Origin of the sequence: Methylobacterium sp. 4-46 (assembly GCF_000019365.1) — a bacterium.
Lineage (GTDB): Bacteria > Pseudomonadota > Alphaproteobacteria > Rhizobiales > Beijerinckiaceae > Methylobacterium.
The window spans coordinates 3,421,396-3,441,455 of the sequence record NC_010511.1 but is presented as its reverse complement, the minus strand read 5'-3'; the positions used below and the strand labels follow the sequence as shown (position 1 = coordinate 3,441,455).

Sequence of the window (20,060 nt, the reverse complement as noted above, 5' to 3'; positions counted from 1 at the left end):
GCGGGGCGTCGTTGCTGACCGCGCAGGCCCGGGTCGACACGACCCAGGGCAGCCGTTACCTGACCCAGCTCTGCAAGCACTGGAGCCACCGCTTCCCCGAGACGGCGTTCTCCCCGGAGCGGGGCGTCGTCCCCTTCGGAGAGGGGCGCGAGGCCGTGTTCGAGGCCGATTCCGAGGGCCTGACCCTGCGGGTGAGGGCTCCCGACGCCGAGGCCCTGGCGCGGCTGGAGGCCGTGGTGGCCGAGCACCTCGCCCGCTTCGCGTTCCGGGAGGATCTCGGCGGGATCGCCTGGACGCGGCTCGCGTGACGGATAGGCTGACCGCGACAGGGTCGTTTCACGAGGGAATGCCGATGAATGTTCACGTTTCCATGAGCCGCGCGCACGAAACCCGCCTCGACCGCCTCGCCGAGGTCGCGGTGCGGGTCGGGCTCGGGCTGCGGCCCGGCCAGGAACTGGTGATGACGGCGCCGCTCGAAGCCCTCGGCCTCGCCCGACGCATCACCGCCGAGGCCTACCGGGCGGGCGCGTCCCTGGTGACGACGCTCTACGGCGACGACGCGGCCACGCTCGCCCGCTTCGCGCACGCCCCCGACGACGCCTTCGACCGCGCCGCGGGCTGGCTCTACGAGGGCATGGCCAGCGCCTACCGGAACGGCGCCGCCCGGCTCGCCATCGTGGGCGACGATCCCTCGCTCCTGTCCGGCCAGGATCCCGACAAGGTGGCGCGCGCCAACCGCGCCCGCTCGCGGGCCTACCAGCCGGCGCTGGAGCTGATCGCCACCTTCGCGACCAACTGGACCATCGTCTCGGCGGCCACGCCGGCCTGGGCCCGCGCCGTCTTCCCGGGCCTGCCCGAGGAGGAGGCGGTGGCGCGCCTGTGGGACGCGATCTTCGCCGCCTCGCGGGTCGACGGCGAGGATCCGGTCGCGGCCTGGGCGGCGCACAACGCCGCCCTGCGCCGCCGGACCGACCGGCTCAACGGGCGGCGCTACGCGGCCCTGCGCTTCCAGGGTCCGGGCACCGACCTGACGGTCGGGCTCGCCGACGACCACGAATGGTGCGGCGGCGCCTCGGCCTCGCGCAGCGGCATCATCTGCAACGCCAACATCCCGACCGAGGAGGTCTTCACCACCCCCCACCGGCTGCGGGTCGAGGGGCGGGTGGCGGCGACGAAGCCGCTCTCCTACCAGGGTACCCTGATCGAGGACATCGCGGTGCGCTTCGCGGACGGGCGGATCGTCGAGGCGACGGCGCGCAGCGGCGCCGACGTGCTCGCCCGCGTGCTCGACACCGACGAGGGCGCCCGCCGGCTGGGCGAGGTCGCCCTGGTGCCGGCCTCCTCGCCGATCTCGGCCTCGGGGCTGCTGTTCTTCAACACCCTCTACGACGAGAACGCGGCGAGCCACATCGCGCTCGGCCAAGCCTACAGCAAGTGTTTCCGCGAGGGCGGCCAGGGCCTGTCCGAGGAGGATCTCGCGGCCCGCGGCGCCAACCGCAGCCTGATCCACATCGACTGGATGATCGGTTCGGCCGCGGTCGACGTCGACGGCCTCACCGCCGAGGGCGGCGCCGAGCCGGTGATGCGCCGGGGCGAGTGGGTGGACTGATCCGCTGTCCGGACGATCACGTCCGGAGAGCGGGTAACAAGCCCGCGCGGCGCCTGAGCGAAGCCCCAATCCGCCATCCCGAAGGGATCGAGCGGATTGGGTATGCCAAGCCCGCGCGGCGCCTGAGCGACGCCGACATCCGCATGGCGGAGCAATCAGCCGGATGTCGGATGACCCGCGGGTGGGTGGCCGGAGGGGCGCCGCGAGGGCGCCCCGTCCCGCTCCTCAGTGCTGGTGCTCCTGCGCGGCCGGCCCGGACGCGCCGATCGCGCCGACCTGGAACGTCACCTTGACGGTGCCGGCCCGCGCGAAGGTCAGCGTGCCCTCGATCGCCTCGCCCGCCTTGGCGGCCCCCGTCAGGTCCATGAACATCAGGTGATAGCCGCCGGGCTTCAGCTCCACGGTCTTGCCGGGCTCGATCGTCAGGCCGCCCTCGACCGGCGCCATCCGCATCACCCCGTTCGCCACCGACATCTCGTGGATCTCGCCGCGGGCCGCGAGGGGGATCGAGGCGCCGACGAGCCGGTCGGGGGCGCTGCCCCGGTTGGTCACCCGCAGGTAGCCGCCCGCCACCTTGGCGCCGCCCGGCGTCCCGCGGATCCACGGCCCCTCGATCGTCAGGTCGCCCGCCTGGATCGCCGGAGCCGCCTGGGCCGCGACCTGTTGGGCCGTGACCGGGGCGGCCGCCACGATCCGCACGCCCGGCGCGGGCGTCTTCAGGTCGTGCGCGTTCTGGCCCGCGGCCGGGATCTCCGTCCAGGCGATGCGCGCCTCGCCGCATTCCTGCCGGACCGGGAAATAGACCGTCTCGCCGGGCTTGAACGCGTCCGAGATCCGGGCCTGGAAGGTGAACTCGTCGAACTGGTCGTCGGGCAGGTTGCCCCCGCTCCAGGTGATCTCCTTGACCCCCTCGCGGATCTCGCCGTGGTAGTGCGGATAGGCGCGGGAATAGGGACCGGTCACGGTGGTGAGCGTCCAGCCGGGCTTCGGCATCGGCTTGGCGCCGACCACGCCCTCCGGCACCGTGACGGTGACCCGGGTGGTGGCCTTGCCGTCGCAGCCATGGCCGATCTGCACCACGGCCCGGTAGGGCTGGTTGGGCCCCGCCTGGCGCCGCTCCAGCACGGCGTGGGCGAGGGCGGGGACGGAGGAGGCGATCAGGAGGGCGGTCAGGCCGCCGCGGAGAAGGCACGACATCGTGGGAATCCGTTCGCGTGAGGGATCGGGGCGGCCCGCGGGGCCGCGGACCGGGGCGGCCGGGCGGCCGCGCTCACGCGAGGGGAGGGCCTCGGGCCGAGGCGGGGCGGGCCGGGGGCCGACTCGCCAGGGCGTGCGCGGCCGGCCGCCAGGCCAGCCGGATCGCCGCCCGCCCCGGGGCGGCCCGGGCCGCGGCCGGGGGAGGCAGGGGCGTCGCCTGCGCCGCGCAGGCGGCCGCGCAGCAGGAATGCGCCGCGAGCGGGCCCGGACGCTCGGCCGCCGGCCCGTGCTCCGCGCAGACCACCCCCGCGGCGCGCGCGGCCGAACCCGGGGCCATGCCGGCGAGGAAGGCCTGCAGCACCAGCCCGTAGAGCGCGAGCACGGCCAGGGGCGCCCGCAGGCGCCGCGGCCACGCGCCCCGCGCGGCGGCGCGCCGCCTCGATGGGTCCTGCGCCGCGCCGCGGCGCCTCGACGGATGCTGCGCCGGCCGCTCCGTCGGCATGGGAGTCGTCATGGGGCTGCTCTAGCCGATCCGGCCGCCCCCCGCCACGCGCGCCCGGTCGCAGAATCGTGACCGTGCCACCGCCTGTTGCCGCAGCGCCGCAGTCCACACCGAAGGCGGCGTCTCCCCGTGACCTGAGCCGTTCCGCCACAATCTGGCCGGGTCGCCATGGAGTCTTAACCGCATCCGGCCACGGTCGGGTCGAGCGGTGACGTGCCGCCCGCCCCGGTCCGTCCTCCCCAAAGGTTCACGAGCTTTCGTCCCATGCTGACACGCGCTTCCCTCAGCGGTTCGCTTGGCCTGGCGCTGCTGACCGCCGTCGCTCTTCCGGCCCTGGCCGAGGAGCGCGGCCTCGCCCAGGCCGAATGGGCGCAGAACTACGATTCCGCCGCCACGATGCGGGTTCAGCGCTCGAACACGCCGATCCTCTCGCCGCAGACGCTCGCCGCGACCGAGCAGATGATCGAGCGCTACCGCGACATCGTCGCCCGCGGCGGCTGGCAGCCGGTCTCCGGCGCCGACCGGCTGCGGGTCGGTACGAAGAGCCCCGCCGTGGTGGCCCTGCGCCAGCGCCTCATCGTCTCGGGCGACCTCGATCCGGCGGCGGGCTCCTCGCCGATCTACGATTCCTACGTCGAGGCGGGGGTGCGCCGGTTCCAGGCCCGGCACGGCCTCAACGAGACCGGCGCGATGAACCTCACCACCGTCCAGGCCATGAACGTGCCGGCGGACGTGCGGCTGCGCCAGCTCGAACTCAACGCCGTGCGGCTGCGCTCCTATTCGGGCAATCTCGGCGCCCGCTACGTGATCGTGAACATCCCGGCCGCCCTGGTCGAGACGGTCGAGGGCGACCACGTCGCGACCCGCCACGCCGCCGGCGTCGGCAAGATCGACCGCCAGTCGCCGATCATGAACGCCAAGATCCAGGAGGTGAACTTCAACCCCTACTGGACCGTCCCGGCTTCTATCATCAAGAAGGACTTGATCCCGAAGATGCAGAAGGAGCCGAACTACCTGACCGACAACAAGATTCGGATCTTCGACGGCGAGCGCGAGATCGCCCCGTCGCAGGTGAACTGGCGCTCCGACGAGGCGACCCGCTACCGCTTCCGCCAGGATCCGGGCGTCGACCTCAACTCGATGGGCTTCGTGCGGATCAACATCCCGAACCCGCACGGCGTCTACATGCACGACACGCCCGCCAAGGGCATCTTCGGCGACGATTTCCGCTTCGTCTCCTCGGGCTGCGTGCGCGTGCAGAACGTGCGCGACTACGTCGCCTGGATCCTGCAGGGGACGCCGCAGGGCAACCCGGAGACGATCGAGGCGATCATCCAGAGCGGCCAGCGCGTCGATGCCCGCCCGCTGGCGCCGATCCCGGTCTACTGGACCTACATCACCGCCTGGTCCACGCCGGACGGCCTCGTGCAGTTCCGCGACGACATCTACAAGCGCGACGGCGTCGGCGCCCCGACCGCCGCGATGACGGCGGCCGCGCAGGCCCCGCGCAACTTCGCGGACGAGGACGACGGCCAGACCAACTGACGCGCCGCGTCCCGCGGAGGTCCGGGCGCGGCCCGGGCCGCGACGCCGATGACCCGGCCCGGGCCTCGCCCGGGCCGTTCCCTTTCGGAGGGCAGCATGGCCGAGCCGGAGACCCGCCTCGACGACCTGGAGATCCGGGTGGCGCACCAGGAGCGGGCTCTCGAGGACCTGAGCCGCATGGTCGCCGCCCAGTGGACCCAGCTCGACCAGCTCGCGCGGCAGGTCGCCGCGCTCCAGGAGCGCCTGCGCGAGATGGCCGAGCGCCCGACCGCGCCCGGCGAGGAGCCGCCACCGCCCCACTACTGACGAACAGCGTCGACGGCGCGCCCGGCCGCTGGCATGCCAAGTTTTTCTGTCAGGGCATTAAGTTTTTCTGTTCTTTGTCTTCCTTGACTTAAAACGGCTTGAGCGGCTACCACGGCGGGGAGATGCCGGGCACCCGGACGGCGCCCGTGGGCGGGCACCGCGCCGGGATCTGCACGGGACGGGATCCCGCGCGCGCGGGCCGCACCCTGATCCGCCGCGGCGGCCCGGGGCCGGTCTTGGCCGCGGTTTCACCCCCGTGTAAAACCCGGCCAACGGGACGACATGGCTCAACCATCCGTCCACGGGACGAAACACTCCAGCAGTCGAGGTCAACATGAGCGCGGGCACCGCCAAGACTCCCCTGTCGAATTCGTTCTTCTCGGCTTCCCTCGCTGACGTCGATCCGGAACTGTCCCGCGCGGTGCAACAGGAGCTCGGCCGGCAGCAGCACGAGATCGAGCTGATCGCCTCCGAGAACATCGTGTCGCGGGCGGTGCTGGAGGCGCAGGGCTCGGTGCTCACCAACAAGTACGCGGAGGGCTATCCGGGCCGCCGCTACTACGGCGGCTGCGAGTTCGTCGACATTGCCGAGAACCTCGCCATCGAGCGCGCCAAGCGCCTGTTCGGCTGCGACTTCGCCAACGTGCAGCCGAATTCCGGCAGCCAGGCGAACCAGGCCGTGTTCATGGCCACGATGCAGCCGGGCGACACCTTCCTGGGCCTCGACCTCGCGGCGGGCGGCCACCTCACCCACGGTGCGCCCCCGAACGTCTCGGGCAAGTGGTTCAAGCCGGTCTCCTACACGGTGCGCCGCGAGGACCAGCGCATCGACATGGAGCAGGTCGCCAAGCTCGCCGAGGAGCACAAGCCCAAGGTGATCATCGCGGGCGGCTCGGGCTATCCCCGCCACTGGGACTTCGCCAAGTTCCGCGAGATCGCCGACAGCGTCGGCGCCGTGTTCTTCGTCGACATGGCCCATTTCGCCGGTCTCGTGGCGGGCGGCGTGCATCCCTCGCCGTTCCCGCACGCCCACGTCGTCACCACGACCACGCACAAGACGCTGCGCGGCCCGCGCGGCGGCATGGTCCTGACGAACGACGAGGCTCTGGCCAAGAAGATCAACTCGGCCGTGTTCCCGGGCCTCCAGGGCGGCCCGCTGATGCACGTCATCGCCGGCAAGGCGGTGGCCTTCGGCGAGGCGCTCTCGCCCGACTTCAAGATCTACGCCAAGCAGGTGGTGGAGAACGCCAAGGCGCTGGCCGACACGATCATCTCGGGCGGCTTCGACATCACCACCGGCGGCACCGACAACCACCTGATGCTGGTGGACATGCGGCCCAAGAACCTGACCGGCAAGGCGGCCGAGGCGGCCCTCTCGCGCGCCGGCATCACCTGCAACAAGAACGGCGTGCCGTTCGACCCGCAGAAGCCGACCGTGACCTCGGGCATCCGCCTCGGCACCCCGGCCGCCACCTCCCGCGGCTTCGGCGTCGCCGAGTTCAAGAAGGTGGGCGAGCTCATCGTGACGGTGCTCGACGGCCTCGCCCGGGCGGGCGAGGCGGGCGACGGCGCGGCCGAGAAGAAGGTGCTGGAGGAGGTCCACGCCCTCACGGACCGCTTCCCCATCTACGCCTGATCGATTAACACGCGATTCGGGGGCCGGGCCCGTGGCAGCGGGCCCGGCCCTCGTCGTTCATGCGCGCCGCCCCGGGCCGGGGGCGCCTCACGGAGGGTCGGCGGTCGATGCGGTGCCCCTATTGCGGCGGCCTCGACACGCAGGTGAAGGATTCCCGGCCGAGCGACGACGCCTCGGCCATCCGGCGCCGCCGGATCTGCCCGGATTGCGGCGGGCGCTTCACCACCTTCGAGCGGGTGCAGCTGCGGGACCTCACCGTGGTGAAGCGCTCGGGGCGCAGGGTCCCGTTCGACCGCGACAAGCTGCAGCGCTCGATCGACGTCGCCCTGCGCAAGCGCCCGGTCGAGGCCGACCGCGTCGAGCGGCTGGTGAGCGGCATCGCCCGCCAGCTCGAGAGCGGCGGCGAGGCGGAGGTGAGCAGCGAGGCGATCGGCGAACTCGTCATGGAGGGGCTGAAGGCCCTCGACGACGTCGCCTACGTGCGCTTCGCCTCGGTCTACAAGAATTTCCGCGAGGCCCGCGACTTCGAGGAGCTGCTCGGGCGCCTCAACGGGGCGGGGCGCCCCGGGGGCGAGCCGGAGCCGCCGGACGAGGCCGCGCCCGGGCCGGCGGCTGCGCCGGGGGAGGGCGGCGAGGCGCCGGCACGGCGCGCCCGGTCGCGCGCGTGAGCGCGTCCGCCGAGCCCGGGCCCGACCGGGCCGAGCCCGGACCCGACCGGCAGGCCTCCCTCGACCGGCGCTACATGCGCCTCGCCCTGGCGCTCGGCCGTCGCCATCTCGGGCGGACCTGGCCGAATCCCTCGGTCGGCGCCGTGCTGGTCGCCGGCCCGCCGGGCGCGGAGCGGATCCTGGCGCAGGGCGTGACCCAGCCCGGCGGGCGACCGCACGCGGAGCGCGTCGCCCTGGCGGAGGCCGGGGAGGCGGCCCGGGGCGCCACGCTCTACGTCACCCTGGAGCCCTGCTCGCATCACGGCCGCACCTCGCCCTGCGCCGACGCGGTGCTGGCGGCGGGCGTCGCCCGGGTGGTGAGCGCCATGAACGACCCGGATCCCCGCGTCGCCGGGCGCGGCCACGGGCGCCTGCGCGCCGGGGGGGTCGCCGTGACGGTCGGTCCCTGCGCCGAGGAGGCCGCCCGCGACCATGCCGGGCACGTGATGCGGGTGACGACGGGCCGGCCGGCCCTCTGCCTCAAGCTCGCCCGCACCGCGGACGGCTTCGCGGCGGGCGGGGCGGGGCGACTCCTGATCACCGGCGCCCTCGCCAACGCCGAGGTTCACCGGCTGCGCGCCCACAGCGACGCGATCCTGGTCGGCATCGGGACGGCGCTCGCGGACGATCCGGCGCTCACCGTGCGCCTGCCGGGCCTCGGCGACCGCTCGCCGCTGCCGGTCGTGCTGGATCCGCAGCTGCAGCTCCCGCCCGGCGCGCGGCTGCTGCGCCCGGGCGGCCGCGCCCAAACCCTGATCCTGGCCGGCGCCGCGGCCCCGCCCGCGGCCGAGCGGGCCCTGCGGGAGGCGGGCGCCGAGGTGCTGCGCCTGCCCGCCGGTCCGGACGGGCGCCCCGACCTCGCCGCCTCCCTGCGCGCGCTCGGCGCGCGGGGCATCACCCGGGTGTTCTGCGAGGGGGGACCGACCCTGGCGGACGCGCTCGCGGCGGCCGACCTCGTCGATTCCTGCCTCCTCCTCACCGGGGCCGCGCCCCTCGGCCAGCCGGGCAAGCCGGCGATCGGCCCGGCCCTCGCGGCCCGCCTCGCCGGCGGCCTGCGCCGCGTCGCCGAGCGGCCCCTCGGCCCGGACCGCCTCACCACCTACGCGCGGAGTTCCTCATGTTCACCGGCCTCGTCTCCGACGTCGGACGGGTGATCGCCGTCGAGGGCGGCGACCGCCTGCGGCGCATCACCATCGCCTGCGGCTACGATCCCGCCACGATCGCGGTGGGCGCCTCGATCGCCTGTTCGGGCCCGTGCCTGACGGCGGTGGAGATCGTCCCGCAGGAGGGCGGCTGCCGCTTCACGGTCGACGCCGCGGCCGAGACGCTCGCCCGCACCACGGCCGGCGCGTGGCAGCCGGGCACCCGCCTCAACCTGGAGCGGTCGCTGCGCATGGGCGACGAGCTCGGCGGCCACCTCGTCACGGGACACGTCGACGGCCTCGCCGAGATCCTGGCGCGGGAGGCGGTCACGGGCGGGGAGGGCGACGCCTCCGCGGCGAGCGACCGCTTCGTGCTCCGCGCCCCGCCCGACCTCGCGCGCTTCATCGCCGAGAAGGGCTCGGTCAGCCTCGACGGCACCTCCCTCACCGTGAACGGCGTCGCGGGCGACACCTTCACGGTCCTGCTGATCCCCCACACCCTGGCGGCGACGACCTGGGGCGAGCGCCGGGCCGGCGACCGGGTCAACCTGGAAGTGGATCTGATCGCCCGCTACGCCGCCCGCCTCGCTGAGGCGCAAGCCGCGCGCTGAGCGCGCTCGCCCAGGCCCAAGCCGCGCGCTGAGCGCGCTCGCCGAGGCGCAAGGGGCGCGCCTCTCCCGGCAACGCGGCGGCATCGCGGCGCGCGCTCAGCGCGTCGCCCTCTCGAGGAAGCGCACCAGGGCCTCGCGGTCGCGGGGATCCCCGATCGTCTGCTCGGGCATCTTGGTGCCTGGCGTGTAGCGCGACGGCCCGACCTCGAAGAGCCGCGCCACCGTCTCGGGGGACCAGACGAGGTCGAGGCGGCGCAACGCTTCCGAGTAACCGTAACCGGGGGCGGTGGCGATCCGGCGGCCGAAGATCCCGTGCAGCGTCGGCCCGGCGCGGTTGCCGCCGTCCGGCCCGAGCGTGTGGCAGGCCGCGCAGGCGCGGAACACCTCCGCGCCCCGCTCGCCCCGGAAGGCGGCGAGTCCGTCCGCCGGGGCCGCCATCGCCAGCGGGCCGATCGGCTCGCCGGTGCGCAGGTCCCAGCGGCGCACCAGCCGGTCGCTCCCGCCGGTGAGCAATTCCTGGTCCGAGCGGAAAGCGAGGGACCAGACCGGCAGGCCCGGACCGACCAGGGTGAACAGGACCTTGGCGGCGCGCCGATCGATGATCGCCACCGCGCCCCCGACCGTCGCGGCGGCGATCCGGCCGCCATCGGGCGAGACCGCGAGCGCGATGACCGGGCGGGGCGGGATCGCCACCGCGGCGCGCTCGCGCCCGTCCGGGCCGAGGAGGCGCACGGTGCCGTCGGCGCCCGCCGCGGCGATCTCGCCGTCCGGCGCGGTCGCCACCGCGTTGAGCGGCGTCGGCAGCGTGACGGTCAGGGCGGGCCCGTCTTCCGGGACGACGCGCAGCGCCGCGTCGTACCCCACCGTGACGAGGCGGCCGTCGGGCAGGAAGGCGACCCCGTTCACGTTGCCGCGATGCTCGCTCGCCACCCGCCCGGGCCGGTCAGGGGCCGGCCCGTCCGCGCCCGGCAGCGGGCGGATCCGCGCCGTCCCGTCCCAGGAGGCGGAGGCGAGCCGCGCCCCGTCCGGCGAGACGGCGAGCCCGGCGATCGGCCCCGCATGGTCCGCGAACACCGCGACGGGCTCGGCGCTGCCGAGCCGCCAGAGCGCGACGCGGCCATCCTCGCCCCCGGTCGCCATCCGCCCGTCGGGCAGCGCCGCGGCCGCGTTCACGGCACCGTCGTGGAAGCGCAGTACCGCCAGCGCGGCGCCCTCGTCGATGGCCCAGAGGATCGCGGATTGATCGAAGCTCCCCGAGATCGCGACGCGCCCGTCCGGCGATACCGCGAGCGCCCGCACCGGGCCGCCATGGCCGCGCAGGGGCGCCTCCGCCCGGGCCGGCAGGGCGACGAGGACCAGAAGGACAAAAAGTGTTCGCAGGGTCATGCGGAACGGCGATCGCGGGCCGAAGCGGGCCCGCCATCAAACCGGAAGCGCCGCGCCGCCGCAACCGCGCGGTCCGATCGCATCACGCGCGAGAGGAACCTGCGCGAGGCGCCGGTGTAGATAGGACGACGCCCTCGCCGCCCGGAGATCCCCTCCTGTCCGAGCTCCCCGCATCCTCGCCGGATCGCGCGCCTCGCCGCGGGCTCCCCGGCTGCGCCAACGACGAAGGCCGCAGCGAGGCGGCCTCGCTGCGGCGCGATCGCGTCGCGGGTCCCGCCGGGCCGTCACGCGGCCGGCGAGCATGATCGCGCGAGGGACGCGCCGCGCCGCGCCGGGCGTCCCCCGCCAGCGCCCGTCAGGCGCTCGCCTTGGCCTTGCCGTAGCTGCGCAGGGCCTCGAGGGCGCGCTCGATCTCCGCCTTCTGGTTCTCCAGATGGGCGATCTGCTCCTCGACCTGCGCCGGGGTCAGGGCCAGGGTGGGCGTGGTGCCGCCCTCGCCGATCTCCTCGCCGTCCACCATGGCGGCGATCTCGCGAAGCGTGAACCCGAGTTCCTTCCCCCGCAGGATCGTGGCGAGGCGGCTGCGGTCCTCCTCGGTGTAGAGCCGCGTGGTGCCGCGCCGCTGCGGGTGCAGAAGGCCCTTCGCCTCGTAGAACCGCAGGGCCCGGAGCGTCACGCCGAACTCTTCCGCCAGATCACCGATCGTCAGTGTCGCGGGGGCGGTGTGCCGGCTCGAGGCGCTGCGCCCCGACCGCGAAGCGGGGGTGTTCGTCCGTCCGGAGGCCATCCTCATCGTTTCCCCCTGTCGTTCATATGCCATCCAACAACCCCGCATTTTGCGTCGAGGCCCGGGCGCCCCTACGCCGCGCCCGGCCGGAACTATGACACAAAGAAGGTCACCTGACCTACCTTAGGGAAAGGTAACGTCAACTTGGGCGTGTGTTATTTACGGTAAAATGCCCAATGTATCAACACGTTGCCGAGAATTTCAGCTTACCGTTTCGTGGTGCCGCAGGCGGCCTCACCGCTGGCGGGCCGGGCGTCGCGACGCACCAGCTCGATCTGTGGTTGTGAACAAAAATCACTCAATTCGCTGTGCGGGTGGTCGTGCGACTCGCCGGATCGGCCGGCGATCCGGGCCGCGGAGGCCCACTTAACACCTTGTTTACTGTGATTGGGACAAAGTCCGGCTCGGGGTCCCCGTACCTCAACCCGTTGACTATGCCTTCATCGTTGCTTCGGGCGAGGCACCTGCCCCTCCGCCCATACGGCGACGGCGCCGCGCCGATCCTCACAGGTCCCGAGCCGCTCATGAGACGGAACGCTCCCCCCAGCCTCGACGCCTTCGACCCCGATGTCCGGGACGCCGCGCGGGAAGCGGCCCGCCGTGCCGGCCTCTCGGTCGAGGAGTGGCTCGCCGCGGCGATGTCTCAGGAAACCGCCCGCGCGGGCGGGAAATCGCGAGCCCGGGACGGCCGCGCACCCGCCCGCGGCAACGGGCGCCCCGAGGCCAGGGACTGGCCGACCCGCCCCGAATCGCGGCGCGGCGCGGCCCCCGCGGGCCAATCCGCCGCGGGCCAAGCGCCCGCAGGCCAAGCGCCCGCAGGCCATGCCGCCGCAGGCCATGCCCCGGCAGGGGGGCCGCAGCCCGCCGGCATCCGCCCACAGACTCAGGACTTGAGCGGCGCCTTCGCGGCGATGACCCGCCGCCTGGACGAGATCGACCGCCGCCTCGACGAGAGCCTCGACGGTGCGGACCGGACCGTGGCCCGCGCCGTCCAGGGACTCGAGACCCGGCTGGCCCATCTCCTGCGCGAGCAGCCCGGGGCGTCGCATCCGGCGCACCTGCACGACGTCCTGCGCGAGGAGCTCGACCGGCGGCTCGCCGAGAGCCGCGAGGCCGTCGACCAAGCGGTGCTCCGCGCCGTCGACGGTCTCGAAGGGCGCCTTCAGGCGGTGCTGCGGGCGAGCGTCGGCAGTTCCGACACCGCCGCCCTCCAGGAGATGCTGAAGCAGTTCGAGGCGCGCATCACCTCTCTGGGCGAGCGCATCGCGGCGAGCGGCCAGAGGCCGATCGGCCGCCGCGGCGTGCCGGTGCAGGAGGAGCTGCGGGCCGCCGTCGCGGAGATCCGCGAGCGCCAGCAGCAACTCGACGCCGGCGAGTCAGCCGACGACGTGGTCGACGCGATGCGCCGCGATCTCACCCGCGCGGCGGATTCCGCCGCGGCGGCCACCGTCGCGCTCTCCCCGGCCATCGCCGGGCTCCAGGCCGAGACGACGCGCCTGCGCGAGGCGGTGACCGGCCTCGCCACGAGCCGCGACCTCGGCGCGATGGAGCAGGCGATCCGCACCCTCGCCGACGAGGTGCAGCGGGCCCGCCAGCCCGAGGACCTCGCGGCCGTGGTCGGCCCGATCGACCTCATGCGGGTCCAGGTCGGCCGGCTCGCCGACGACGTGGCCGCCGATGTCCACGGCCGCCTCGCGCAGGATCTCGAGCGCCTCTCGCGCAAGATCGACGGCGCCCTCGGCTCCGCCGATGCGGGCAGCCTCGCCAACCGGGACGCGATCGCCAGCCTCTTCCGCGAACTCGACGGGATCCGCCAGCAACTCGCGAGCCTGGCCGCGCCCGAGCGCATCCAGAGCCTCGCGCGCTCCGTCGAGGAGGTGAATGCCCGGGTCGCCGCGCTCACGAGCGGCGTCGCCGAGCAGCGCCCGCTGGTGGCCGAGATCAGGCCGCTCCTGGAGGAGATCCGCAGCGGCCTGCGGGCGCCGGACGAGGCCCCGCCCGCCATCACCCGCGGCCTCGCGGATCTCGACCGCAAGCTCGACGCCCTGCGCGAGCAGGCCGCCGCGCACGCCTCCGCCAAGGAGCCGGCCGCCACGGACGACATCATCGGGCGCATCGAGGCCCTGTCCGAGAAGGTGGACAGGGTCGCGAGCGCCGGCTCCGGCGGCGTGATCGAGCGGCTCGACGAGATCGGCGCCTCCCTGCGCCGGCCCGCCATGGCCGGGGGCGACCTCGCCTCGATCCACGGCATGCTGCGCAGCCTCGCCGACAAGCTCGACCGGATCGGCGACGGCTCCGGCGGCGAGGGGCTCGACGGCCTGGAGAAGCAGGTGCTGGCGCTCGCGGCGCGCCTCGACACGCGCGGCCGCGATCCGGCCCTGGCCGGGCTGGAGCGCACCATGAGCGACCTGCTCGCCCAGGTGGCCCAGCTGCGCGACGAGGCGCCGATCCAGGCCGCCGCCGAGCGGGCCGCCCGCCACGCGGTCGCCGACACGATCGGCGCGGGCCTGCCCGGGACGGCGGGACCGGCGGCGGACCAGCTCAGCGCCCTTCAGGCCACCCTGACGGAGCTGCGCGCGCAGCAGGAGGCCTCCGAGCGCCGCATGCAGGCGACCATGGAGGGCGTCCACACGGCCCTGGAGAGCTTGGTCTCGCGCCTGTCGCAGATCGAGGCGGAGCGCCCGCTCGGGGCGGCGGCCCGGCGCCGGGAGGCGCCGGTGCGCGAGGCGCTGCAGGAGAGCACCGCGCTCCCGGCCGCCGCGGCGCCGTCCGCCGCGCGGGCCCCCCAGGCGCCCGCGGCCCCCCAGGCGCCCGCGGCCGCCCAGGCGCCGGCCGCCGTGCCGCCGAGCGAGGAGATGCTGGAGCCCGGGGCCAGCCGGCCGCGTCCGCCGCGCCCGGCCCCCGGAACGGCCGAGCCGGTCCCGGAGCTTCCGCCCGCGGACATCAAGGCGAACTTCATCGCGGCGGCCCGCCGCGCCGCGCAGGCCGCCGCCGTCGAGGCCGCGGGCGGCAAGGCCGGTTCCCGCGCGGCGCGGGCGGCCGCCCGGGACGAGCGGAGCCCCCGTCCGGAGATCGCTGCCGGGCCGGGGCTGGTGGGCCAGCTGCGCGCGACCATGGAGCGCCGTCGCCGGCCGCTGCTCCTCGGCCTCGCCGCCGTGGTTCTGGCCCTCGGCGCCCTGCAGGCGCTGAACGGCTCCGGCGGCGCGCCCGAGCAGGCCGCCCCCGTCCCCACCGTCGCCGCCGCCAAGCCGCAGCCCGAGGCGACGCCCGGCGATCCGTCCACCACCCAGGCGCTCGGCGAGGTGCCGGCCCCGGCGCGCGAGCCCGCGGCGACGGCCGCCCGTCCCGACCCGGCGCCCGAGAAGGCGCCGGTTCCTAAGGTGGCGGCCGCCGCCTCCCTGGCCCCGGACCTCGCCGGCCTGCCCCCCTCGCTCGCCAGCCTGCGCCAGGCGGCCCTGGAGGGGGACGGCGCCGCCCTCTACGAGATCGCGAGCCGCGAGGCCGACGGCCGCGGCATGGTGAGGGATCTCACCCTGGCGGCCAAGCTGTTCGAGCGCCTCGGCGCGAGCGGCTACGCGCCGGCCCAGTACCGGCTCGGCAGCCAGTACGAGAAGGGCATGGGCGTCACCCGCGACGCCGCCCAGGCCCGGCAATGGTACGGGAAAGCCGCCGACCAGGGGCATGTCCGGGCCATGCACAATCTCGCGGTGCTGCTCGCGGAATCGGGCGCCCCCGGCGGCAAGCCCGATTACGGCGCGGCCGCGACCTGGTTCCGCCGCGCGGCGGAGCACGGCGTGCGCGACAGCCAGTACAACCTGGCGGTGCTGCTCGCCCGCGGCCTCGGCGTGCCTCAGGACCTCCCGCAATCCTACGGCTGGTTCGCGGCGGCGGCGGCCCAGGGCGACGAGGATGCCGGGCGCAAGCGCGACGAGGTCGCGGCCAAGCTCCCGGCCAAGGACCTCGCCGGCGCGAAGGCCGCCGCGGAGGCGTGGAAACCGAAGCCCGCGGACCCGGCCGTGAACGACCCGCCCGCGTCGCAGGGCGAACCGGCCGCCCAGGCCGCCGGCCCGGTCTCCCTGATCGGCGCGCCGCCCCCCAGCCTGGGCGCGCCGCGCCGCTCCGAGGCGAAGCCGGCCGGGAAGTTCACCGGGACCGGAGTGTAGTCGGACGGGCCGGCACCGCCTCGCGCGGCCAGCCGCCCCGGTCACGCTCCGTTCATCGGGCCCCACCTAGCCTCGGGATTCCTCCGCCCGGACGTCGCGCCCGTGCAGATCTACCTCCCGATCGCCGAGATGCCCGTGAGCGTGCTGATGCTCCTCGGGCTCGGCGCGGCCGTGGGATTCGTCTCGGGAGTGTTCGGGATCGGCGGCGGCTTCCTGATGACGCCGATCCTGATCGTGCTCGGGATCCCGCCCGCCATCGCGGTCGCCACCCAGACGGCGCCCATCGTCGCCTCCTCCACCACGAGCGTGCTCGCCGCCCTGCGCCGCGGCGCCCTGGACATCCGGCTCGGCCTGGTCCTCGTCGGCGGCGGGCTCCTCGGCACGGCGCTCGGGGTCTGGTTCTTCGCGGCGATGCGCCGGGCCGGGCAACTCGACCTGTTCATCACCCTCGCCTACGTGACGCTGTTCTCGGTCGTGGGCGGGCTGATGCTGAGGGAATCCCTGCGCGACCTGTGGGCGCGCCGGGGCGGCCGCGCCGCGCCGCCGCGCGCGGGGCGCGAGCATCCCGCCTACATGGCCTGGCCCCTGCGGATGCGCTTCCCGCGCTCGCGCCTCTACGCGAGCGTGCTGCCCATCCTCGGCCTCGCCCTCTTCGTCGGGTTCGCGGGCGCGGTGCTCGGCATCGGCGGCGGCTTCATCCTGGTGCCGGCTCTGCTCTACCTGCTGCGGGTCCCGACCGGCGTCGTCGTCGGCACCTCGCAGTTCCAGATCCTGTGGACGACCTTCGTGGCACTGGTGCTGCACGCGGTGCAGAACCAAGCGGTCGACATCGTACTGGCGGTGATCCTGATCGCCGGCAGCGTGTTCGGCGCCCAGTTCGGGGCGCGGCTCGGCCGCAACCTGCGGGCGGATACGTTCCGGCTGCTCCTCGCCGTGCTGGTCCTGGCGGTGGACCTGCGCTTCGTGCTCGAACTCGCCCTGCATCCGGCCGAGCCCTTCTCGATCGCTGCGGTCGAGGGCCGCTGATGGCGGCGCGGGCCCGATCGCGCCCGGCCCGATCGCGCCCGGCCCAACTCCGCCCGGTCCTGGTCCGCCTGGGCCTCGCCGCGGGCCTCGCCGCGCTCGCCGCCCCGGCCGCCGCCGAGAGCCTGGTCGTCAGCCTGTCCTTCACGCGCCTCGCCGTCACCTCGACCTACGCGGGCGCCTCGCTCGCGGTGTTCGGCGCGATCGAGCGGGACGGGCAGGCGGCGGCCCGGCAGGGGCGCTACGACGTGGTGATCACGGTCCGGGGCCCGCGCCAGTCGCTCACCGTGCGCGAGAGGCAGGCCCTCGGCCCGCTCTGGGTCAACCGCGCGCAGCAGAAATTCGCCGAGGTGCCCGCCTTCCTGGCCGTCCTCGCGTCGCGGCCACTGGCCGAGGTGGCGGACGCTGCCACCCGCCGCCGCCTGCGGCTCGGGCTGCAGGCCATCGTCGAATCGCCCGACCTGACCGCGGCCCCCTCGGACGACGATCCGTTCCGGGAGGCGCTGCTGCGCCTGCGCCGCCGGGCGCGGCTCTTCGTGGAGAACGAGGACGGCGCGCGCTTCCTGTCGCCCTCCGTGTTCCGCGCCACCGTGGCGCTCCCGGCCGCGGCGCCGGTCGGCACCTACGACGTCGCGGTCACGCTGCTCTCCGGGACGGTGCCCCTGGCACAGGAGAGCCTGCGCTTCGACCTCGTGAAGACCGGCATCGAGGCCAGCCTCGCCGGCATCGCCCGGGACTGGTCCCTGCTCTACGGTATCGGGACGGGCGCGCTCGCGCTGCTGTCCGGCTGGATCGCCAGCCTGATCTTCCGGAGGGACTGAATGGACCGCGACGCACCCGCCCCGGCCGGGGCCCTCGTCCTCGGCGCAGCCGGGCTGATCCCGTTCCTCGGCCTCGCCCTGCTGCTGCTCCTCGGCCGGGGCGAGGTGGCCGGGCTCGCCGTGCGGCCGGCCCTCGCCGCCTACGCGGCCGTGATCGCCTCCTTCCTGGGCGGGATCCGCTGGGGCGCCGCTTCGCGCGGGGGCCGCCAGGCGGACTACGTCGTCGCCGTGGCGCCCTCCCTCCTGGCCTGGGCGGCGCTCGCCGCCCCGGCCCCGTGGGACCTGCGCCTGCTCGGCGCCCTGGTGCTGATCTGGGGCGCGATCGACCAGGACATGCCGCGCCGCGGCCTCGTGCCCCGCTGGCTCGGGCGGCTGCGCCTCGCCCTGTCGGGCGTCGCCGGCTTCGCGCTCCTCGCCGCGGGCTATCTCGCCGGGTGAGGAGCAGCCTCGGGCCCGCGCCGACATCCCCCGTCAACTCGCCCAGGGCGCGGCCGCGAACTGACGCTCGAGGAAGGCGATCAGCGCCACGACCCGCGCCGGCCGCAGGGCGCCCGGCGGCATCACGAGGTTGAGGGCGATCGGGGGAGGGGACCATTCCGGCAGCACCCGCTCCAGGCGGCCCGAGGCGAGGTCGTCGAAGATCAGGAAGTCGGGCTGCACCGCGAGGCCGAACCCCGCCAGCAGGGCGGGGGTCAGCGCGTCGGCGTTGTTGGCCCGCAGCCGCCCCGCGGGCGCGACCGCGACCTCGCCCCCCGGGCCGGTGAAGTGCCAGCGCTCGGGATTGGGCAGGTAGGCGTAGCCGAGGCAGGCGTGGCGGGCGAGGTCGCGCGGGTGTCCGGGCCGGCCCGCCCGGGCGAGGTAGGCGGGCGCCGCCACCAGCGAGCGGCGCACGCCGCACAGGCGGCGCACCCGCAGCGAGGAATCCGACAGGGCCGCGATGCGCAGGCCGAGATCGAAGCCGCCGCCGACCAGGTCGACCTGCGCGTCGCTGAGGTGGAGATCGACCGACACCTGCGGGAAGTCCGCCAGGAAGTCCGGCAGGCGTGGCGCCAGATGCGCCAGCCCGAAGGACATCGGGGCCGCCAGCCGGACGAGCCCGCGCGGCTCCCGCGCGCCGGTCTGCACATCCGCCTCCACCGCCTCCCCGGCGGCGACGATCCGGGCCGCGCCCTCCAGGGCCGCCCGGCCGGTCTCGGTGAGCGCGAGCCGCCGGGAGGTGCGGTGGAACAGGCTCGCCCCGAGCCGGGCCTCCAGCCGGCTCACCGCCTTCGAGACCGTGGCGGTGGAGAGCGCGAGCTCCGCCGCGGCCCGCGAGAAGGAGCCCGCCTGGGCGACCCGGGCGAAGATCGCCCAGGCCTCGAAATCCGGGAGTGCCATTCGCCATTTTCCGAAACGATGCCTTTCCATCGTTTCCGTTTCGGGCCGCGAGGGCAAATCCTAGATTCGCCTCATCCGAACGGGACCGCGCGAGGCGGTCCGCCACGGGGGAGATCCCCGGGGGAGCGATCCCCAAGGAGAGCGATCCCCAAGGAGGCAGAGATGGCAAACGGTCTTCACCACGTGACGGCGATCTCCGGTCCGGCCCGCCGCAACCTCGACTTCTACACCCGCGTGCTCGGCCTGCGGCTCGTGAAGCGGACGGTGAATTTCGACGATCCGGGCACCTACCACCTCTATTACGGCGACGAGGCCGGGGCGCCCGGCACGATCCTGACCTTCTTCCCATGGGACAACGTGGCGCCGGGCCGGGTCGGCATCGGCGAGACGCAGGAGACGGCGTTCCGGGTGCCGCAGGGCGCGATCGGCTACTGGACCCACCGCTTCATCGCGGCGGGCGTGCCGCACGAGGCGCCCGCCCGGGTCTTCGGCGAGACGGTGCTGCCCTTCCGCGACCCGGACGGGATGGCGCTCGCCCTGGTCGGGGTGCCGGGCGCGGAGGCGGAGCCGGCCTGGACCGGCGGCGACGTCCCGGCCGAGCACGCGATCCGCGGCTTCCACGGCGTCACCCTGCTCCTGCGCGAGGAGGGGCCGACGGCGCGGATCCTCACCGACGTGTTCGGCCTGACGGAGACGGGACGGGAGGGGGCGCTCGCGCGGTTCAGCGGCGATGCCGGTCGGGGCGGCCACGTGACCCTTCGGGCGGTGGGCGAGTTCCTGCGGGGCCGGCCGGGCGGCGGCTCGGTCCACCACATCGCCTTCCGGGCGGCGGACGACGCGGCGCAGGCCGCGATGGTGCGCCGGCTGACCGAGGCGCACGGCGTCCAGGTCACGGAGCAGCGCGACCGCAACTACTTCCGCTCGGTCTATTTCCGCGAGCCGGGCGGGGTGCTGTTCGAGATCGCGACGGACAGCCCCGGCTTCGCCGTGGACGAGGCCGCCGCGCATCTCGGCGAGGCGCTGAAGCTGCCGGGCTTCCTGGAGCCGCATCGCGGCGAGATCGAGCGCGTGTTGCCGGCGCTGGCCTGAGGCCCGCCCGTCCGGGTGTGGGGTCCCCCCGCACCCGCGTGTGGGGTCCCCCCGCACCCGCGTGTGGGGTCCCCCCGCACCCGCGTGTGGGGTCCCCCCGCACCCGCGTGCGGGGATCCCCGCACGCATCCCCCGAAAGCCCTCGCCTGAAGCCCACGG

The 20,060-nt window shown here is 74.9% G+C and carries 18 protein-coding genes; 13 read left to right on the top strand and 5 right to left on the bottom strand.

Features of this window, described 5'->3' with window-relative positions; translation table 11 throughout:
- The first annotated feature begins 11 nt into the window (after nt 1–11).
- Together M446_RS14895 and M446_RS14890 are read left to right on the top strand one after the other, a co-directional pair.
- Nucleotides 12–308: a DUF2218 domain-containing protein gene (locus tag M446_RS14895; protein WP_012332920.1), complete on the top strand. Its 297-nt coding sequence runs from the start codon at nt 12–14 to the stop codon at nt 306–308.
- Nucleotides 309–352: 44 nt separating this feature from the next.
- Entirely contained in the window at nt 353–1,609 is a 1,257-nt protein-coding gene (locus M446_RS14890) for an aminopeptidase (RefSeq protein ID WP_085984494.1), read from the top strand.
- Between the two features lie 225 nt (nt 1,610–1,834).
- On the opposite strand, the gene M446_RS14885 is transcribed toward M446_RS14890, so the two are convergent.
- A complete protein-coding gene (locus M446_RS14885; RefSeq protein WP_012332918.1) occupies nt 1,835–2,806 on the bottom strand; it encodes a DUF1775 domain-containing protein in 972 nt (323 codons plus the stop codon).
- Between the two features lie 73 nt (nt 2,807–2,879).
- Complete coding sequence (locus M446_RS14880) at nt 2,880–3,320, bottom strand: hypothetical protein (protein ID WP_012332917.1); 441 nt, start codon at nt 3,318–3,320, stop codon at nt 2,880–2,882.
- Between the two features lie 252 nt (nt 3,321–3,572).
- Between M446_RS14880 and M446_RS14875 the strand changes: the two genes are divergently transcribed.
- The 6 genes from M446_RS14875 to M446_RS14850 all read left to right on the top strand — a co-directional run bounded on the left by M446_RS14875 (nt 3,573) and on the right by M446_RS14850 (nt 9,255).
- Entirely contained in the window at nt 3,573–4,853 is a 1,281-nt protein-coding gene (locus M446_RS14875) for a L,D-transpeptidase family protein (RefSeq protein WP_012332916.1), read from the top strand.
- A gap of 96 nt (nt 4,854–4,949) precedes the next feature.
- Nucleotides 4,950–5,159 (top strand): SlyX family protein, encoded by a 210-nt coding sequence (locus M446_RS14870; RefSeq protein ID WP_012332915.1) that lies wholly within the window; start codon nt 4,950–4,952, stop codon nt 5,157–5,159.
- Between the two features lie 334 nt (nt 5,160–5,493).
- Nucleotides 5,494–6,795 carry a serine hydroxymethyltransferase gene (gene glyA / locus M446_RS14865; protein ID WP_012332914.1) on the top strand — a complete coding sequence of 434 codons (1,302 nt, stop codon included), beginning with the start codon at nt 5,494–5,496 and terminating at the stop codon, nt 6,793–6,795.
- A 107-nt stretch (nt 6,796–6,902) separates the two neighbouring features.
- The gene (nrdR, locus tag M446_RS14860) at nt 6,903–7,463 is read left to right on the top strand and encodes a transcriptional regulator NrdR (protein WP_012332913.1); all 561 of its coding nucleotides are present in this window, start codon (nt 6,903–6,905) and stop codon (nt 7,461–7,463) included.
- Nucleotides 7,460–8,656, top strand: a complete 1,197-nt coding sequence (gene ribD / locus M446_RS14855; RefSeq protein ID WP_012332912.1) for a bifunctional diaminohydroxyphosphoribosylaminopyrimidine deaminase/5-amino-6-(5-phosphoribosylamino)uracil reductase RibD — start codon at nt 7,460–7,462, stop codon at nt 8,654–8,656. Before nrdR ends, ribD begins: the two co-directional genes overlap by 4 nt.
- A complete protein-coding gene (locus M446_RS14850; RefSeq protein WP_012332911.1) occupies nt 8,620–9,255 on the top strand; it encodes a riboflavin synthase in 636 nt (211 codons plus the stop codon). The genes ribD and M446_RS14850 overlap by 37 nt, the downstream gene beginning before the upstream one ends.
- Before the next feature lie 96 nt (nt 9,256–9,351).
- Here M446_RS14850 and M446_RS14845 read toward each other — a convergent pair whose 3' ends face one another.
- A complete protein-coding gene (locus M446_RS14845) occupies nt 9,352–10,641 on the bottom strand; it encodes a c-type cytochrome (RefSeq protein ID WP_012332910.1) in 1,290 nt (429 codons plus the stop codon).
- 355 nt (nt 10,642–10,996) lie between these two features.
- Nucleotides 10,997–11,350 carry a MerR family transcriptional regulator gene (locus M446_RS14840; RefSeq protein ID WP_265576649.1) on the bottom strand — a complete coding sequence of 118 codons (354 nt, stop codon included), beginning with the start codon at nt 11,348–11,350 and terminating at the stop codon, nt 10,997–10,999.
- Nucleotides 11,351–11,862: 512 nt separating this feature from the next.
- On the opposite strand from M446_RS14840, the gene M446_RS14835 reads away from it, so the two are divergent.
- The 4 genes from M446_RS14835 to M446_RS14820 all read left to right on the top strand — a co-directional run bounded on the left by M446_RS14835 (nt 11,863) and on the right by M446_RS14820 (nt 17,873).
- Nucleotides 11,863–15,591, top strand: coding sequence for an SEL1-like repeat protein (locus tag M446_RS14835; RefSeq protein WP_012332908.1), 3,729 nt, complete (start codon nt 11,863–11,865; stop codon nt 15,589–15,591).
- 102 nt (nt 15,592–15,693) lie between these two features.
- Nucleotides 15,694–16,617: a sulfite exporter TauE/SafE family protein gene (locus M446_RS14830; protein ID WP_012332907.1), complete on the top strand. Its 924-nt coding sequence runs from the start codon at nt 15,694–15,696 to the stop codon at nt 16,615–16,617.
- The gene (locus tag M446_RS14825; protein ID WP_012332906.1) at nt 16,617–17,435 is read left to right on the top strand and encodes a TIGR02186 family protein; all 819 of its coding nucleotides are present in this window, start codon (nt 16,617–16,619) and stop codon (nt 17,433–17,435) included. Before M446_RS14830 ends, M446_RS14825 begins: the two co-directional genes overlap by 1 nt.
- The gene (locus tag M446_RS14820; RefSeq protein ID WP_012332905.1) at nt 17,436–17,873 is read left to right on the top strand and encodes a DUF3429 domain-containing protein; all 438 of its coding nucleotides are present in this window, start codon (nt 17,436–17,438) and stop codon (nt 17,871–17,873) included.
- 33 nt (nt 17,874–17,906) lie between these two features.
- Here the strand turns inward: M446_RS14820 and M446_RS14815 are convergent, their stop codons facing one another.
- Entirely contained in the window at nt 17,907–18,812 is a 906-nt protein-coding gene (locus M446_RS14815; RefSeq protein WP_012332904.1) for a LysR family transcriptional regulator, read from the bottom strand.
- 162 nt (nt 18,813–18,974) lie between these two features.
- Between M446_RS14815 and M446_RS14810 the strand changes: the two genes are divergently transcribed.
- A complete protein-coding gene (locus M446_RS14810; RefSeq protein ID WP_012332903.1) occupies nt 18,975–19,901 on the top strand; it encodes a ring-cleaving dioxygenase in 927 nt (308 codons plus the stop codon).
- The last annotated feature ends 159 nt before the right edge of the window (nt 19,902–20,060 follow it).

What these genes read in the sequence shown, in the direction of transcription:
- M446_RS14825 (WP_012332906.1), top strand. Translation starts at nt 16,617, where the DNA reads ATGGCGGCGCGGGCCCGATCGCGCCCGGCCCGATCGCGCCCGGCCCAA.
- M446_RS14880 (WP_012332917.1), bottom strand. Translation starts at nt 3,320, where the DNA reads ATGACGACTCCCATGCCGACGGAGCGGCCGGCGCAGCATCCGTCGAGG.
- M446_RS14885 (WP_012332918.1), bottom strand. Translation starts at nt 2,806, where the DNA reads ATGTCGTGCCTTCTCCGCGGCGGCCTGACCGCCCTCCTGATCGCCTCC.
- M446_RS14820 (WP_012332905.1), top strand. Translation starts at nt 17,436, where the DNA reads ATGGACCGCGACGCACCCGCCCCGGCCGGGGCCCTCGTCCTCGGCGCA.
- M446_RS14875 (WP_012332916.1), top strand. Translation starts at nt 3,573, where the DNA reads ATGCTGACACGCGCTTCCCTCAGCGGTTCGCTTGGCCTGGCGCTGCTG.
- M446_RS14850 (WP_012332911.1), top strand. Translation starts at nt 8,620, where the DNA reads ATGTTCACCGGCCTCGTCTCCGACGTCGGACGGGTGATCGCCGTCGAG.
- M446_RS14890 (WP_085984494.1), top strand. Translation starts at nt 353, where the DNA reads ATGAATGTTCACGTTTCCATGAGCCGCGCGCACGAAACCCGCCTCGAC.
- M446_RS14870 (WP_012332915.1), top strand. Translation starts at nt 4,950, where the DNA reads ATGGCCGAGCCGGAGACCCGCCTCGACGACCTGGAGATCCGGGTGGCG.
- M446_RS14845 (WP_012332910.1), bottom strand. Translation starts at nt 10,641, where the DNA reads ATGACCCTGCGAACACTTTTTGTCCTTCTGGTCCTCGTCGCCCTGCCG.
- M446_RS14835 (WP_012332908.1), top strand. Translation starts at nt 11,863, where the DNA reads ATGCCTTCATCGTTGCTTCGGGCGAGGCACCTGCCCCTCCGCCCATAC.
- M446_RS14815 (WP_012332904.1), bottom strand. Translation starts at nt 18,812, where the DNA reads ATGGCACTCCCGGATTTCGAGGCCTGGGCGATCTTCGCCCGGGTCGCC.
- nrdR (WP_012332913.1), top strand. Translation starts at nt 6,903, where the DNA reads ATGCGGTGCCCCTATTGCGGCGGCCTCGACACGCAGGTGAAGGATTCC.
- glyA (WP_012332914.1), top strand. Translation starts at nt 5,494, where the DNA reads ATGAGCGCGGGCACCGCCAAGACTCCCCTGTCGAATTCGTTCTTCTCG.
- M446_RS14810 (WP_012332903.1), top strand. Translation starts at nt 18,975, where the DNA reads ATGGCAAACGGTCTTCACCACGTGACGGCGATCTCCGGTCCGGCCCGC.